12 protein-coding genes and 1 pseudogene are annotated in these 15,022 nt (G+C 57.3%); 2 read left to right on the forward strand and 11 right to left on the reverse strand.

Annotated elements, in window-relative coordinates; all coding sequences use genetic code 11:
- Window positions 1-307 precede the first annotated feature (307 nt).
- The 3 genes from QA640_RS36725 to trpD all read right to left on the reverse strand — a co-directional run bounded on the left by QA640_RS36725 (window position 308) and on the right by trpD (window position 2,922).
- Window positions 308-985 (reverse strand): flavin reductase family protein, encoded by a 678-nt coding sequence (locus QA640_RS36725; RefSeq protein ID WP_349253659.1) that lies wholly within the window; start codon window positions 983-985, stop codon window positions 308-310.
- Between the two features lie 117 nt (window positions 986-1,102).
- On the reverse strand, window positions 1,103-1,903 hold the full coding sequence (trpC, locus tag QA640_RS36730; RefSeq protein WP_283037646.1) for an indole-3-glycerol phosphate synthase TrpC: 801 nt from the start codon (window positions 1,901-1,903) through the stop codon (window positions 1,103-1,105).
- 5 nt (window positions 1,904-1,908) lie between these two features.
- Entirely contained in the window at window positions 1,909-2,922 is a 1,014-nt protein-coding gene (trpD, locus tag QA640_RS36735; RefSeq protein ID WP_283037647.1) for an anthranilate phosphoribosyltransferase, read from the reverse strand.
- A gap of 1,912 nt (window positions 2,923-4,834) precedes the next feature.
- Here trpD and QA640_RS36740 point away from each other — a divergent pair.
- A complete protein-coding gene (locus tag QA640_RS36740) occupies window positions 4,835-5,101 on the forward strand; it encodes a hypothetical protein (RefSeq protein WP_283037648.1) in 267 nt (88 codons plus the stop codon).
- A 487-nt stretch (window positions 5,102-5,588) separates the two neighbouring features.
- On the opposite strand, the gene QA640_RS36745 is transcribed toward QA640_RS36740, so the two are convergent.
- The 6 genes from QA640_RS36745 to QA640_RS36770 all read right to left on the reverse strand — a co-directional run bounded on the left by QA640_RS36745 (window position 5,589) and on the right by QA640_RS36770 (window position 12,253).
- Window positions 5,589-5,927 (reverse strand): H-NS histone family protein, encoded by a 339-nt coding sequence (locus tag QA640_RS36745; protein ID WP_283037649.1) that lies wholly within the window; start codon window positions 5,925-5,927, stop codon window positions 5,589-5,591.
- Between the two features lie 184 nt (window positions 5,928-6,111).
- Window positions 6,112-6,771 (reverse strand): FkbM family methyltransferase, encoded by a 660-nt coding sequence (locus QA640_RS36750; RefSeq protein ID WP_283037650.1) that lies wholly within the window; start codon window positions 6,769-6,771, stop codon window positions 6,112-6,114.
- A gap of 299 nt (window positions 6,772-7,070) precedes the next feature.
- Window positions 7,071-7,463, reverse strand: coding sequence for a response regulator (locus QA640_RS36755; RefSeq protein ID WP_283037651.1), 393 nt, complete (start codon window positions 7,461-7,463; stop codon window positions 7,071-7,073).
- Between the two features lie 1,315 nt (window positions 7,464-8,778).
- A complete protein-coding gene (locus QA640_RS36760) occupies window positions 8,779-9,189 on the reverse strand; it encodes a hypothetical protein (protein WP_283037652.1) in 411 nt (136 codons plus the stop codon).
- A gap of 883 nt (window positions 9,190-10,072) precedes the next feature.
- Window positions 10,073-11,383 carry a C4-dicarboxylate transporter DctA gene (dctA, locus tag QA640_RS36765; protein ID WP_283037653.1) on the reverse strand — a complete coding sequence of 437 codons (1,311 nt, stop codon included), beginning with the start codon at window positions 11,381-11,383 and terminating at the stop codon, window positions 10,073-10,075.
- Window positions 11,384-11,392: 9 nt separating this feature from the next.
- Window positions 11,393-12,253 (reverse strand): electron transfer flavoprotein subunit beta/FixA family protein, encoded by an 861-nt coding sequence (locus QA640_RS36770; RefSeq protein ID WP_283037654.1) that lies wholly within the window; start codon window positions 12,251-12,253, stop codon window positions 11,393-11,395.
- 1,302 nt (window positions 12,254-13,555) lie between these two features.
- Here QA640_RS36770 and QA640_RS36775 point away from each other — a divergent pair.
- Window positions 13,556-13,732 (forward strand): hypothetical protein, encoded by a 177-nt coding sequence (locus tag QA640_RS36775; RefSeq protein ID WP_283037655.1) that lies wholly within the window; start codon window positions 13,556-13,558, stop codon window positions 13,730-13,732.
- A 513-nt stretch (window positions 13,733-14,245) separates the two neighbouring features.
- On the opposite strand, the pseudogene QA640_RS36780 reads toward QA640_RS36775, so the two are convergent.
- Window positions 14,246-14,500, reverse strand: a pseudogene (locus QA640_RS36780) (hypothetical protein); the annotation flags it as partial.
- Window positions 14,501-14,511: 11 nt separating this feature from the next.
- Window positions 14,512-14,712 carry a hypothetical protein gene (locus QA640_RS36785; protein ID WP_057748097.1) on the reverse strand — a complete coding sequence of 67 codons (201 nt, stop codon included), beginning with the start codon at window positions 14,710-14,712 and terminating at the stop codon, window positions 14,512-14,514.
- Between the last annotated feature and the right edge of the window lie 310 nt (window positions 14,713-15,022).

A 15,022-nucleotide genomic window follows, 5' to 3' on the forward strand; every position in this document is an offset into this window, starting at 1 on the left:
TCTTTGGGTTGTCATTGAATCGCCTTGAGCATGCGGATCACCTCGCAAATCCTGGTCGAAGAGACACGGCTGAAGACGTTGCGGTGAAAGTGGACCTGTGCAGCGTTGATAGCGCGCCTCAGGCAGGAAATCGGCGCCGCTCTCGATAAGACCTCTGCGGGCGTTGGAAATGACCGATTCCACGCCCCCGGTCGACCAAGTGGCGCAGGAGGGCCGACCAGCCACACTTTTCCTTTTTTGGCGCCCTCGCAGACGCCCAGTCTAGCCACCAGTGTCGAAACCCAACCGGAAAAAGCGGCGCTCAACCCTATGGCAATGTTCGGAGTTCGCCGCGACAGTTAACAAGCGGACTGCCATCTCCTGGGCGCGCCGCAACGGTTCGGCCGATGAATACCCCGTGCGTGCCAACGACTTGGTAGTGGTGTAGAACGCATTCGAGAGCGCAGACTGCGCTTTGCAATAGCGGCACATCGAGGACCCCCTGATCCCAAGGAGCCGTATCGAACTTTTGGACACCTTTGGAGCCATCCCGGCCGGCAAATCGCAGAGCGATATCCTGATGATCAATAGCAAGGAGGCTCACGCCAAACTTGCCGTTCGCAAGTATCGCATCGTGTGTTCCAGAACTGATACTGATGCCAACCAGCAAACAGGGTGGCTCTATGCAAATCGAGGTAATAGAACTCACCGTTAGCCCACGCCGTTCAAGCGCCGTTCCCGTCGCCACGATCGCAACGCCGCTGGCCAAATTTCGCATAGCCTGGCGAAACTCGGCCTCCTCGATTGATCGAATCTCACTCATCGGCAATTCAAACCTAGGAACGGCAGCCGGCCGGTGGGGCAACGTGCAAGTTGACCGCGCGCTCTGCGGACCTTGTCTTGGTCGCGGCTCGACGTGCGATGAACACTCGCGGACGCCGCCACGGTCCAAGGGCCGATTTCGAACTCGTCGCACGAGAACCATTTGCTTTGGCGGGCTGCACATTGACGCGTGCTCCCGATCCACAGACCATGCAAAGGCTGCTGTTCTCGTCGTGGATCTGAGCGTTCCGAATCAACTGGTTGGAGGTTTTGTGTGTCATTGATATGCCCCGGTGGCAGCTTAGTTCTTTGAGAGTAGCGCGCGAGTTGCCGCCGTCACGTCGGACTGACGCATTAGACTTTCGCCCACAAGGAAGGTTGCGATACCGGCACGTGAGAGCCGCTCGAGATCAGTGAACGCACAGATTCCGCTTTCGCTGACAATCAGTCGATCCTTCGGAATGAGTGGTGCCAACGTTTCACTCGACTTGAGATTTGTCACAAAAGTGCGCAGGTTGCGGTTATTGATGCCAATCATCCGCGAGCGAAGCTTGAGGGCGCGATCAAGCTCGGAGCGGTCATGGATCTCGATCAATACATCCATCCCGTACGCTAAGGCCGCAGCCTCGAGGTCCTTGGCAGCCCCGTCATCCAGCGCCGCCATAATCAGCAGAATGCAGTCGGCGCCACGGGCGCGAGCCTCGATCACCTGATAAGTGTCAAAAATGAAATCCTTGCGCAAGACTGGCAGGTTGGTGGCGGTGCGCGCCGCCTCCATAAAGTCAAGGTCACCCATAAAGGACGGTTTGTCCGTCAAGACCGAGAGGCAGGCCGCACCCCCTGCTTCATACGATCTGGCAAGCGACGGCGGATGGAAGTCGGTGCGAATGAGCCCCTTCGACGGGGATGCTCTCTTGACTTCAGCGATGAGGGCATAGCCACCCGAGGCGTGCTTTTTGCGAATTGCGTTGAGAAAACCGCGCGGAGACGGCGCACGCCGTGCGTGCGCTTCGAGCTCGGCGCGCGGAAGCACGCGCCTTGCAGCTGCGATTTCTTCGCGCTTATATGTCTCGATTTTCGTCAGAATGTCGAGGTCGGTCATCTTGTCTATTCGGCGTTGGAGACTGCGACCAGATGCTTCAGGCACGCGGCGGCGGCGCCACTGCCAAGTGATTCCTGCCCGATCCCCACTCCTTCCTTCAAAGTTGTGGCGCGACCCGCCACTATAAAGGCTCCTGCCGCGTTCAAGAGGGCAACATCACGATATGGGCCTGGCATACCCTCGAGCACGCTTCGTAGTGCAAGCGCGTTGGTATGGGGGTCGCCACCCGTCAGACCCTCCTCTCCGGAACGGGGGAGCCCGGCTTCTTCCGGCGTCACCTCGAAGCTGCGAATTTGGCCTTTGTCGAGGGCGCTGACAAAGGTAGGACCGGTGAGCGTGATCTCGTCGAGCCCATCGCTGCCGTGGACCACCCAGGCCGATTCCGCGCCGAGCCTCTGGAAGACTTCCGCTAACGGTTGCACCCACTTGCGCGAAAACACGCCGACCATCTGCCGCTTCACCCCCGCAGGATTGCAAAGCGGCCCGACGAGATTAAAAATTGTGCGGGTCGCGAGCTCCAGGCGGGTTGCGCTCACGTTTTTCAGCGCCGGATGGTGGGTTGGCGCAAACATGAACCCGATGCCGGCATCTCGGACACAGCGAGCGACACCTTCCGCGTTCAAGTCGATCTTGACGCCGAGCGATGCCAGTACATCTGCGGAGCCCGAGCGTGAGGAGAGTGCGCGATTGCCATGCTTTGCGACAGGAATGCCGGCGCCCGCGACAATGAAGGAAGAACATGTCGAGACGTTGACCGAACCCAAACCGTCGCCGCCCGTGCCCGCAATGTCGATCGATTCGGCGGGCGCATCGACCCGCAGCATTTTGCCGCGCATCGCGGAAACCGCGCCGGTGATTTCCTCCACTGTCTCGCCGCGCACCCTCAGCGCCAACAGCAACCCGCCCATCTGCGAGGGTGTCGCCTTGCCCGACATCATACTGTCGATCGCCAAGGCCATTTCCTGCTGATCTAACAGGGCGCCGCTCGCGACTTTGCCCATGATCAATTTGAGATCCATCGCCTGCTCTCGGACCGGTCGGAGTGTGTTGCTAGCGCTTAACAATTGGGCAAGAGCCGGAGGATCGCGCAACGCGCGCCGGTTTCCCAAAGTTGGAGCCGACGAGACTAGAGTTTTGACTCCTTACGGCTTTCCGCCTGTTCGGCGCCGCTTCTGGTCTCGACGAACGCTGGGCAATTGCTATCTTGCGCCATCCAAAGAAGCGCGCGGCAACTGAAACATGCTCCAGATCTCGCTTCCACCACAGCCCACCTTCATCAGCATTCGCGCGAATTGCGAGCGCAGCTGCATCATTGCCGCGGCAGTCGCTTTTAGTCGCGATCGATCTTTGAAGCCTACAACTTGACGCTGCGATAACTTCAAGCGATTTAGTGAACGAACCTGAGGCCACACACTCACAAACGCAGGCGGACTTTTCGCCAACAACGGCGTGCATCAGCCCGGCGAACATTGCCACACGACTTACCTCGACGCCGTTCCGCTCGCCCCTACGGGACCTTGTCTTTGCCGCGGCCGCGATTGAGCAGCGACACGCGCGGTCCAAACAGAGAAAAGCCGCCTGCCAACAGCGGTGATGGCCAGCGCCGCTGGTCCATGGTGGAGCAATGGCAATGATCGAGGGGCCGAGGGTGCAATCTCAAGATGGAACGCGACCGGAGCGGAACCGTAACCGTTCTCGTCAAATCGTCTCGGCGCGTGGTCCCGACGCGCATCAAAGACACGCGGGATCGCGAAATGGATAAGCGATCGCCTTTCAACCTGACGAACTCACTCACCTTTCAGCATCTTCTTATCAAGGTCCTTGCTTTTTTCGTGACGCATCGAGCTCGATGTGCGCCTCGGCGTTCAAAAGACACCCCCGCCGGGGCAGTCGGCGGGGGCTCTGCAGGTGGATGACGCGAGGCTCGCGAACGAGGTGTCGCATCAAGGACCCGCAACTCATTGGACGCTCTAACCTGCGGCTAGCTCGGATTTCTTTGTCCGCACCAGCGCCTTACGTCTATGATCGCAGTATCGTCGATAAGATGAGCTCGATTGACGGAAGATGCGCGTTATCCGCTGAACCGCCGACTACGCGCACCTTTCGGCTTTCCGTCTCAGTTCCATGCCGACGCTCCTATAAAGCGTCAGAATGCTCTGCGCTTAGACAATTCGGTCTGACGTTCGGTCATGCGCGATGTTGTCCGAAGGTAGGGCCCGTACAGACGATAGCGCTCACGCCTTTTCCGAGAGCGCCATGCGCGGATAGCGTACCCAGCTGCGAACCCCACGAACAGGATAGGAAGCAGAACTAGAAACAGCATCATTAAGAAGTCTCTCTTTCCAAAGCGGTTGCGCTTTCCCGGCGGAACAGCGAGGAGATCATGAAACGGCCCTTCTCGTTGTTTGTGTCGTCATCCGTTTGCGCTTCTACAACTTGACGCTGGGTCCGGTTCAAGCCCTCGACGGTTCTTGCGACGTAATATTATGCTGCTGGAGAAGCCAGCAGGCGACACTGCTTCGCTCAAGGCCAGATCGCCGAAGATGGACTGATGATATCCGCCGACATAGCTCAGCCGCTCGCCTGGACTATCTCGAAGGTCATAAAGAATCAGCTGGGCGCTGAGCCAGCTTCCTGCTCGTGGAACGTCGGCATTCGCTCGCCCGACTCTCGCCTAGCTGGGCTTGTGCGGCGGCGCTGAGCGTGCTGAGCGTTCAGGCGGCAACCGGATCGACCGTTCGCGGATTAGTTATGACAGGCACCCGAAAACGTCATAGGTGCGTCGACATTTTGACCGGCCTAGAGCTAGCGCTGCGCGCGAACGCACCGAGGCTTGATCGCGATTGGCAGCTTCAGCTTGACGTGGGGTTTACTGATCCTACAGAAGTCATAGATGAATACTCCTCGCAAATGCGATCCTAAGGCTGCGAAATGAAGGTGAAAGAGCTTATTGAGGTTCTATCAGGATGCGAACAGGATGCTGATGTCGTTATCCCGGACTCGTTTTCGCCACACGGAGCCTTCGCCGTGGTGAAGGCTGTCCAGACCGGGTGGATTTACAATCCGCAGCTTGCGATCGACGATATGTCCTTTTGGATCGATGGCGTCGACTATGTTGAGCCGCCGCGCGGTAGCTATATAGCTCGTGGAGTGAGGTTGCTCGGTCCAAAATGTGGACCTGTACTCGCAATCCAATAGGTCCTCAGAAACGGATGACGTTGACCGGCTTTAGGCCATCGATTGCTTCGTCCTCGCCATCAAAGACCTTGCGACGCACCTGACGGCCTCTTTTTTGCGGCCCAGGTGCTTTTGGCCGCGAACGCAAACGGATGGAAGGAGACGGACCAGCTCTTGGTCAGGCGATGATGCGTGGCACGTTGCTCCGCTGCCAAGCCGATCGCTTCACTGAAAGGGCTGGCCGCAAAAGAGGATGCCGAAATCGTTTTGTGGAGACAATTTGTCAAAAAGGTCCGGAAATTGAGACCATCGGCTCGCACCAGACGGCGTTGGCCGCTCAGGTTGAGCTATTGGCGGCCTGGAACGTGTGGACGTGCAGAGCCGAAGGCTCTAGCGAAGCCGTCGAGCATTTGCGAGACACGCGTGACGAAAGCCGTAGCTGGTCAGAAGCAACAGCTCAGAACAGGCGCTGCCATATAAAGTCGAATCAGGATTGTTGACCCGCCTGTCAGGCCTTGTGGCGACGCTTACGCGCAGATCGGTCAATGAGGAAGTCATCCAACTTTCGGCCGGCGCGCAGTTGCGGGTCGAGCCATCTGGGCAATTTCCCGCGTCCTGACCAAGTTTGCGCCGGGTTCTTCGGATTTCGATACTTTGGCCGCACTGGCGGGTATGGTCGGCGCTCACGGGTGGGCCGAGGTGGGTTATCGAACGCTCCGATGCTTCGCAGCCGCTCCTCGAGTCTGACCTTTTCCGCCGCAATCCGTTGAGTTAGAGCGGCGGACACCTTCTCGTGGAGATTCCACAGCTCGTCCACACTCATTGACTTCAGGTCATTCATCTTCATTGCGGTCTGCCAGCGCGAGAAAATTTCATCGATCAAATAGTCGCGCGCGAACTAATCTGCAAGCGCTATCGCAAATAGCGAAACGAATAACTTAATAAAGAACCATCCGGGCTGAACTGCGCTGCCGCATCACGCGGATCGCGTGATGCGGCTCTCTGGTTGCAAAGAAAGCTTAAGGACCGCGCTAACAGTTCGTATTCCTAAGCAATACATCGCCCTCCACTGCGCGGGGATAGAGCCTTACCACTTCGAATGATGGTAAAAGCTCAAGGATGGCGTTTAGGGACAGCTGGCCTTCATAAAGCTCGCGGTCACTATATTCCGTGTAGATGAACCGCGTATTGCTCAAAGCCCGTTTACCACCGGCGATGACATCGGACTCCGCTCCCTGAACATCCATCCAAATCAAATCAATCTTGTCCACGCTAACTTCACTGGTCCAGTCATCCAGCCTTCGAGTTTCAACCGAGATCGGCTTATCGAATCGAACCCATTCATATTCAGCAAGGTGGTTCTTTGGTCGGCGTATTGAGCCAGAGAGGTCCCATTCCTCGACCTCCCCATCCCCATTGCTTGGGTGGAAATCAATCTTTCCATTTCGATCGCTAATCGCAATTTCAAACAGCCTCACCTTGTCGAGGGCCGAATGTAGATTTTTCTTGAAGCGGACCACAGCACGGGGGTCCGGCTCAAAACAGTATAACCGCGCCTCGGGACGCAACTCCAGAAACCGCTTCGTGTCGGTTCCATCGTTACAGCCGATATCCAGAATAACGGGGCTCTGATTTCCCAGAAGCGAAACAAGCTGCTCGTGTACATCTAGCTTCGAGGTCGATTCTAGCATGCGCTATAGTCCTCAAGCATGGGCTGCGTTAACAGCGTCGGCAGACCCTCTCTGAACAAGGGCGTAATCTTCATCAAACCTCTCCTTTGGTTAAATGCACGTGCGACTCCTGCCGTGCGACTATCGCCCGACGCTTTGGGCCCGTGCCTTTGATCCCCTTTTTCAATACGCTGAAAAAGCGGGATCGTTACTGCCAAGCGATTAAGGTCGGCGTGATAAATAATCTCATCACATTCGCCGCCAGGACCGGCTCAACTGGAGCCCGCAGGACGGGATCTCCAAGCAGGCATACCCTATATTCAAGGGCGACCTCGAATCATCGTTCGGTCTTTCAGTGCCGATTTGATGCACGCAAGCAGTTCGCCATTGTTGAACGGCTTACGCAGGAAATGTGACACGCCGGCCTGCAGCGCGCGCGCACGATTGTCGTCGGGGCCAGTCACAAGCAGGATTGTGGGAATTACGTTTCCGGATAAAATGAGCTGCTCGTATAAGTCGAGCCCATTTGCCCTCGGCAACTGCGTGTCAGCGATCAAACAAGACGTGCTGATATAGCCTTTTGAGCTCAGGAATTCATCTGCACTCCGGAAGAGCTCGGCCACGCATCCGGCCGAAATGAGCATATCCATTAGTGGTTCACGGACCGACTGATCGTCGCACACGACGGAGATGATATTGAGCGTGTGGGCCATTCGGACTAAATCTAGGAGGGACCTCTTCTGCACTTGTGAGGCGACCTGACCGCACTGCACTCGATCCTTCTGAAGCAGCATTCAACACCTGCAATCGACAGTTCTCGTCCGCGAGGCTACGGCCGGAGCTAGCGGTGATTCAATCGAACGGAAGTAGGTAGCCGACATCGAAATGGTTGGACTATTTATACGGAGGTTTGCCGGCAGCCCTCGACGAGACGGTCGCCGAAAACATGGCTTTGACTGGCATCCGCCCTCGATGCTCGAGGCGAACCCGAGAATCTTCTCGGTGCCATCCTGATAGACCTGAATTAATGTTGTCGAAGCGTTTTTCTTATCGACCGATCGCGGTCGCTCGTAAAATCGATTGTATCGATGGAACATATCTGAACAGTGGATGGGTCCTTCGTCACGGGCACAAGCTAGCGGACGACTACGGGTTGCCGATCGACATCACTAGTTCCTAAAGGCCCATAAAATGGACCGATGCACCGTTCCATGCTTCACGCCCGCGAACCCGCCTGCAGCGCACCATCCGTCACGAGGATGATGAGCCTCAATGCTTGATCGCGCGTTCTCCCTTAAGATCTGGGCCGGGTCATCCGACCGGTATTCGTGCAGCCAGCCTAGCCGCTTCAGATGGACCGATCCCGACTATCCCGACGAACCACGAGGGTGGTGTCGGAATCTCCTGATTCGTCGGCCTCCAGAGATGCAGACAGTAACGATTGTTATTTACATATTCTGACCGGCGCGGGTGAAGCTGCATCACGCACTCTTCCTCGTCCCAAAATAGATCCTTGACGAAGCACATCTCCTGCCAGTTCGGGCAGCGCCGCGGGATCGAAACGGAGACATGTTCCCAGCGCGGGTGGAGCGATCCAACGATCTTGAGGTTAGCGCCGCAGGGCCCCTGCACGATGAAGAGACCGCAAGGACCTGATCCCGGTGCGCTGGCGAACTCTCCATATCGTACGCGACCGCCCTCGAGCTGGTCCCCAATTTGCGCTCTCATGCTAGCTCCTTTGCCGCGCAGATACTGACGTAGATCATGTTCTGCCCAGACGCTTCCTCGAGCACTGCCGAGCAATGACCATTCTGCTTCCTCATCTGTTCACTTTCTGCATTCATGAAATACGTCGCTGTTCCACGCGTTCAGCTCTGCCGCGCTCGTGCTGATTCGGCGCAAGGCCCGATCACGTCGAAACCTGGGCAAATGCCTTAAGATTAGGCGAGAGGGAATGCCGCGCTTGCCGCCACCCCCATTGGCTCGGAGCTGAACGACCCGGTCGAGCTTCCCAAAAGCAACGCGAGCTCACCGATAAGCGACAAGCGGCGGCCGTGACGCCACACTGCGGCGTAGCTGATTGCAAACCTTCAAGCGGTCCATCTCTTGAAGTGAACAGTTGATCCTAGGTCCGAATAAGACAATCTGTTCGGCGGGCCGTCGTTCGACAAAAGAACCCGCCTCGCAGAATTTAGGGAAAGCGATGGTGATGGCGCAGTCGATCAGCGAAACACGAACCTGCTCCATTTGATTCGATGGCGCTGTCGGTCTTGTCCGATGCTTCAATCCGAGGTCGGCAATGATCGGAGGCAAACGGAACGGACGCACCGCGCCCACTCTCAAAGGCTTCTTCTGCCATTGCCGACTGCGTGCGGGCGCTTCGATACGAGCGCTGCAACCATAGCGTTCGTGATCTTTCTTGTGCCCTTCGTCGCGCATTGATTCGAACGCTCTCTACATGTGTTTGATCCCCCGCGAGGCCGCCAACTCTCCCTGAGAGCTGACTAATCGACACACGTTGACGCAGTGAAGTCGATCGCGATTGTCTGAAGACCTACAACCTGACGCAACGTCAGATTCAAGCCACTCCAATGCCGGGCTAAGCCTTATTCCACTACCAGCATAGTCGCTTGCAGGAGGGCCGCGCCCGCTGGTCAACATGACGCTGGCGGCTGCGAAGGCTGCCCAGATAGCAGAGCGGGTCCGGTGCGACGTTAAACCGCCAAGCATTCGACGAGGAATTCCCAATTCCGGCCACGAACATCGCTAAGACATGGCGCGAGATGAAAACGGGGACGACTCATGCAAGCGCTACGGGACTGGACCATTAACTCTGCAATACAGAAAGATGCGGCGATTAAACAACTTCAGACCCAGCTAGAAGACCTGAAACAACGCCTGAATGAACTTGAGTGTCAGATTCCAGATCTTTCGGCTATAGCGGTAAGAGCGCTCGCGTTATCGCGGGACATTGGGGATATTCGTTGCTCGGCAGACTCAATTAGCGCACTAACAGAACTCCTTCGGAGATAGTTTTGTCTCGTTTCTGTCGCTGCATGGAACGTTGCGTACTTTACAGCTGATTGGTGTCGCCTCCAGATAGCCGTCGCAAGCTAACGGCGGATGTCCACGAGCTATAGAGCACTCGGCTATGTCCGACTCGACCGAGGCCTTCAGATTCGAGATCCCCTGTCATTTTATGTTGGCAGCGGAATTCAGATCGGCAGGTTACCCTCGGGTCATGCCTGGTTCGTCAGCCGCACCGATTGGCGCCACGGTCGAGCCGGTTATCCCGAGGTCCGTCGCCTAACGCCCGTCTAGCCTATCCTGATTTCCTGAGGCTCGTGGGATCGATTCGGCAGACGCGCCCACTGAGCTTCTTGCGGTCGAGCTCGCCCTCCCACCAGGCGACGATCACGCAGGCGACGCCGTTGCCACAAAGATTGGTCAGCGCGCGGCATTCGCTCATGAATTTGTCGATGCCAAGTACGATCGCCATGCCCGGCACGAGGCGCGGGTCGACCACCGCCAGCGTCGCGGCGAGCGTGATGAAGCCCGCACCGGTGATGCCGGAGGCTCCCTTGGAGGTCAACATGGCCACGACCAGGATGGTCATCTGCTGGCCCAATGTGAGGTCGAAGCCAAGCGCCTGCGCGATGAACAGGGTCGACAACGTCATGTAGATGTTGGTGCCGTCGAGATTGAACGAATATCCCGTGGGCACCACGAGGCCGACCACCGACTTGGAGCAGCCGAGACGTTCCAGCTTCTCCATCAAGGACGGCAGCGCGCTCTCGGAGGACGAGGTGCCGAGCACGATCAGCAGCTCGTCCTTGATATAGGCAAGGAACTTGAAGATCGAGAAGCCGGCGAGCCGCGCGATGATGCCCAGCACGATCACCACGAACAACGCCGCGGTGACGTAAAACGTCGCGATCAGGCCGACGAGGTTGAGGATCGCGCCGGTGCCGAACTTGCCGATCGTGTAGGCCATCGCACCGAAGGCGCCGATCGGTGCCGCGCGCATCACGATCGAGATCACGCCGAACACGGCATGGGCGGCATCGTCAATGAAGTTGCGGATCGCGTGCCCCCGTTCGCCGAGGCCCATGATCGCGAAGCCGAACAAGACCGAGAACAGCAGCACCTGGAGGATCTCGCCTTGCGCGAAAGCGCCGACCACGGTGTCGGGAATAATGTGCAGAATGAGGTCGACGGTTTTCTGCCCTTCGGCCTGCTTGGCGTAGTTGGCAACTGCGTTAGCGCTCGCCGCGGCGCTGCCGAAGCCCGCGCCCGGCTTGACGAGATTGCCGACGATGAGCCCGATCAGGAGTGCAAACGTCGACACAATCTCGAAATAGACCAGCGCCTTGACGCCGATGCGACCGACCTTCTTGGCATCTTGGATGTGAGAGATGCCGGAGACGACCGTGCAGAAGATGATCGGCGCGATCACCATCTTGATCAGCTTGATGAAGCCGTCGCCCATCGCCTTGATCCAGTCGTTGGTGGCGACCGAGGGCCATAACCATCCTACGATGGTGCCCAGCATAATTGCGATCAATACCTGGGCGTACAGAATTTTGTACCAAGGCTTCATGGGCAACACCACGACGCGAAGATCGAGAGACATTTCAACGGCTCATCGCTCCGATCGCACGTCGGAAGCGCGCGCCAGCGCTGCAAGTTCAGCTTCAAGCTTCGGCCGTTGCTTGAAAATTGCATCGATTAATGCCGGCACAGGTTGATCGGCTCCCTCGACAAGCATTGCTTTCTCGGCGCGCTTGGAGGGAGCGAACACGCGCTTAACGATTGTCGGGGAGCCCTTAAGACCACATTTCTGTGTATCTACTATGCCTGCATCGTGCGCGTTCCATTTTACGATGTCAGTACGTGCCGCGCGCAGCGCGTCCTTCATGCCACCTCGCCGGATCTCGTTTGTCGCCTCGAGCATGGTAATGAGGCATGGAAGCTTGGTTCGAAGCACCTGCACGCCGCCTTCCGAACGTCGCTCCACCTCGATTGCGCGCGCCGCGAGATCCAGGCTCGTGATCTCGGCCACGTAGGTGAGCTGAACCACGCCAAGCCGCTTGGCAATACCAGGCCCAACCTGCGCTGTGTCGCCGTCGATCGTCTGCTTGCCAGCGAAGATGAGGTCGGGCGGGCCGTACTCTTCTCCAATCTTACGAATGGCCGCCGCCAGCGCGTAAGTCGTCGCCAGCGTATCGGCGCCTGCGAAAACACGATCGGTGAGCAACACAGCGCGGTCCGCCCCAAAGGTCAGCGCCTTTCGAAGCGAGTCTTCGGCGGCGGGGGGGCCCATGGTCAAAACAGTGATCTCGCCACCAATCTTGTCGCGTAGCTCCATGGCGGCCTCGATCGCAAACAAATCGTAAGGATTGACGATTGTTGGTACGCCCTGGCGCATTATGGTGTTGGTTACGGGATGGACGCGGATCTGCGCGGAGTCCGGAACCTGTTTTATGCAGACGACGTTGTGCATCGCTATTTCTCCAATAGCTCTCGGAAACTGGGACTAAAACGGCAGATCTCACACCGGTGGACGGGCGTCGAGAATCAGACGTTGATGTAGATGAATTGGCGCGGACACACTGCGGGCGATTGTTGATAACCGCGACGCAGCAAAGCCGACGATGTGACGCAGATAGCACAATGGCTTTTGCATGTTCGCGCCAGCATGCGACAAGTGATAGTGCGGCCGTGATCGGTCTAGGCGTTCCATACGATTGTCCCTTCGGGCGACCTTCAATCTGAGGCCGTCTCAAGTTTTTGAATTACCACCAGGCATGCGCGCTGCTGGTTTTTAGAACGGAACAGGGCGGGCCTGACGAACAAGCGGGGGCGCGCCGGCCCGCCCCTACATCACCAGACTGGGTGGCGATGCTACGTTGAACAAAGCAAGTAGTGTGCCGCGACCGCGAGCGCTGCATTCACAAGCAGTTCGCGCGAGCATCTTCGAAAGGACAGCTTTGGTGAACATCAAGTCATTCGAATTGTCACCAAGGCAACAATTGGCCCCACCGCCCCCACGTTTGGTTCGCTACGGCCTGCAGCCACGACAGTCCGGCTCATTGTTTTCATCAGGAATGTTTGCGACTTTCACAGCCCATCAGTACGTCGTCACCAAGAAGCAATTCGTGCTCCGTGGAAACGTACAGTCCGAAGTGCTTCTCGAAGCGTTGGGCCCGGACTGCGCAGCAATCCGAGCCCATAGCCTCAGCAGCACGGTAGCGCGGGTTGGTCGGCTACTGCCACAAACTAGATAGAGACGTTCTTAACGCGCATTGATGTCGCTCAAGAGCCATGTGTCGCCGCGCTGGGAAGGTCGAAACACCACATCGCAAACAGTGACATAGCGAAGATCGTTCAGCAGGATGCCACTTGCGATTCGGGAGTGCGCCTGCGCGCGAAATAGTCTTTGGACAATTTCGCATGGATGTCGTTGGGGATTGAACCGTACGTAGCGTCAAGTTGTAGGGATGGTTCAGTGAAGTCGCTTTCCCGGTTGAGGATCACGACCTCAATTGTGCAGGGGCGCACTCTGGGCTTTCTCGCCCGGACGAACTCGTTTGCATAGTTGGAATATCGGCTACCCGCCGTGTGGGCCCACGCATGATCCTGCTTTCCTGTTTGTCACGCACCGACTGTGGTGGGCCGAACATTTATGTTTCGACTCTCCCATCATCGGTCTGGCCAACGCCAGGCGCGGCATCGATCACAACGCGCAACCAGCTCTTTACGTGGGGAGCAAACCGCGGCGCGCGCCTGGTTGAATGGAGCACCTATGAAAGACATTGATATGTTCGTAACCGTCATAGCCGGCATGACCTTGGGGGGCTTGGCTGCCACCATCGCACGTGAGACGTCGGAGCGTGAGTTGAGTTGGTGGCACTACTTGGCGCTGTGGGCCGCCTCAATCGCCCTGCTTTGCGTCATCGTCCGTATAGCGGGGCCAGGCTGAGGCATGATTGCGGAATCCAAGGATGCCGCAATCGCATGAGCACGCCCCGAGCGGAAATAGGCGAACGCTCTGGTCGCGAGAGCACAAGCCATCGCGAATCGTTCCGCAGGTTCTTAAATCTATGGCACCGTCACCCGCGTTGCGCGCGCAACGGCGCGCGTAGAATACGTGAGACGACACATGCTCCCAGCGTGGAAAACGCTGGGGACCGAACAGATCAGATCGGCTTGGATCTTTTTTGGCTTGTCTGCATGCAAGGCAGGTCCGATGGCCTATGCAGGGAACGATACAACTTGGGCGGCCTACCATCTCTCGTCAGCGGGAATGAACGAGGCGCGGCATCCAGTCCGGCCGCACCAGGAACATAGAGCACGGGACTAAAGACTTGAGGAAGCATCGTTCTCAGCATGCTAATTTTAGCGTTCACAACACCGGCACGACTTTCTCGATCCGTGATTAGTCGTCTCTTTGCTCGGATGCAGATTCGTTCGTTTCGGGCGGCAGCTGTGCAACGACCGGCCGCGCTTCCATGAGATCAAGGACGGCACGGCCCTCTTCAATGATACGCCAGCCACCGTTCATCCGCTCAATGAGTTTCTGGGAAAAGATGTCGAGGTTCTGAACACGGGCGGCCATTCTCGTCGTGCGCTTGTCCCACTCTCGACCACTCGTCGCTAGAATCGCCATGTCGCGCTTAAGATCCTCCATCGGCGCGAAGCCGTCCGGATAGCTCACAAGGATTTTTAGGACGGTAACTTGGAGATTCACCTTGTCCGCGCCTACCGCCACATGGTCGGTGCTTCACGAAGCGCTTCGATACCAATCTGTTTGAGGCGACTGGGCGTTGTTTCGCCTCTGGTGGCGGCTTCCAGAAGCTTAGCGGCCACATGTGCACGGACGCCTGTTTCGTAGCGAGAAATGCTCGCGCAGACCTCGTCGAGGACAGCGCGCAGAAGCTTGGCGGTAGCGGTATCCAACATTTGCAGATCCCCCGTCCCCTCATGAAGAAGATAATACGAAGCGCGTGTTCCTAAATTCAAGTGGGATAGATCACAGTTGCTTCTATTACTGCTTCATCCGCGTCTGCCCCAAACCGTCCCAGGGAGTTTTGCCCACCCCCCTATGCGGACAGCGCCAGCAACGTCGTGCTCCTATCGCCCTTTGCTGATATGGTTTTGCCGATTCATTCTCTTCAGCTACCTGCAAGAGTTCTCATTGCGCAGCAGCCAAGTGGATTGATGCAAGGGGTGGTGTATTGGCGCATTAGTTCCGCGCGTGATTGCATTTTTC

The organism is Bradyrhizobium sp. CB82, assembly GCF_029714405.1.
Classification (GTDB): domain Bacteria; phylum Pseudomonadota; class Alphaproteobacteria; order Rhizobiales; family Xanthobacteraceae; genus Bradyrhizobium.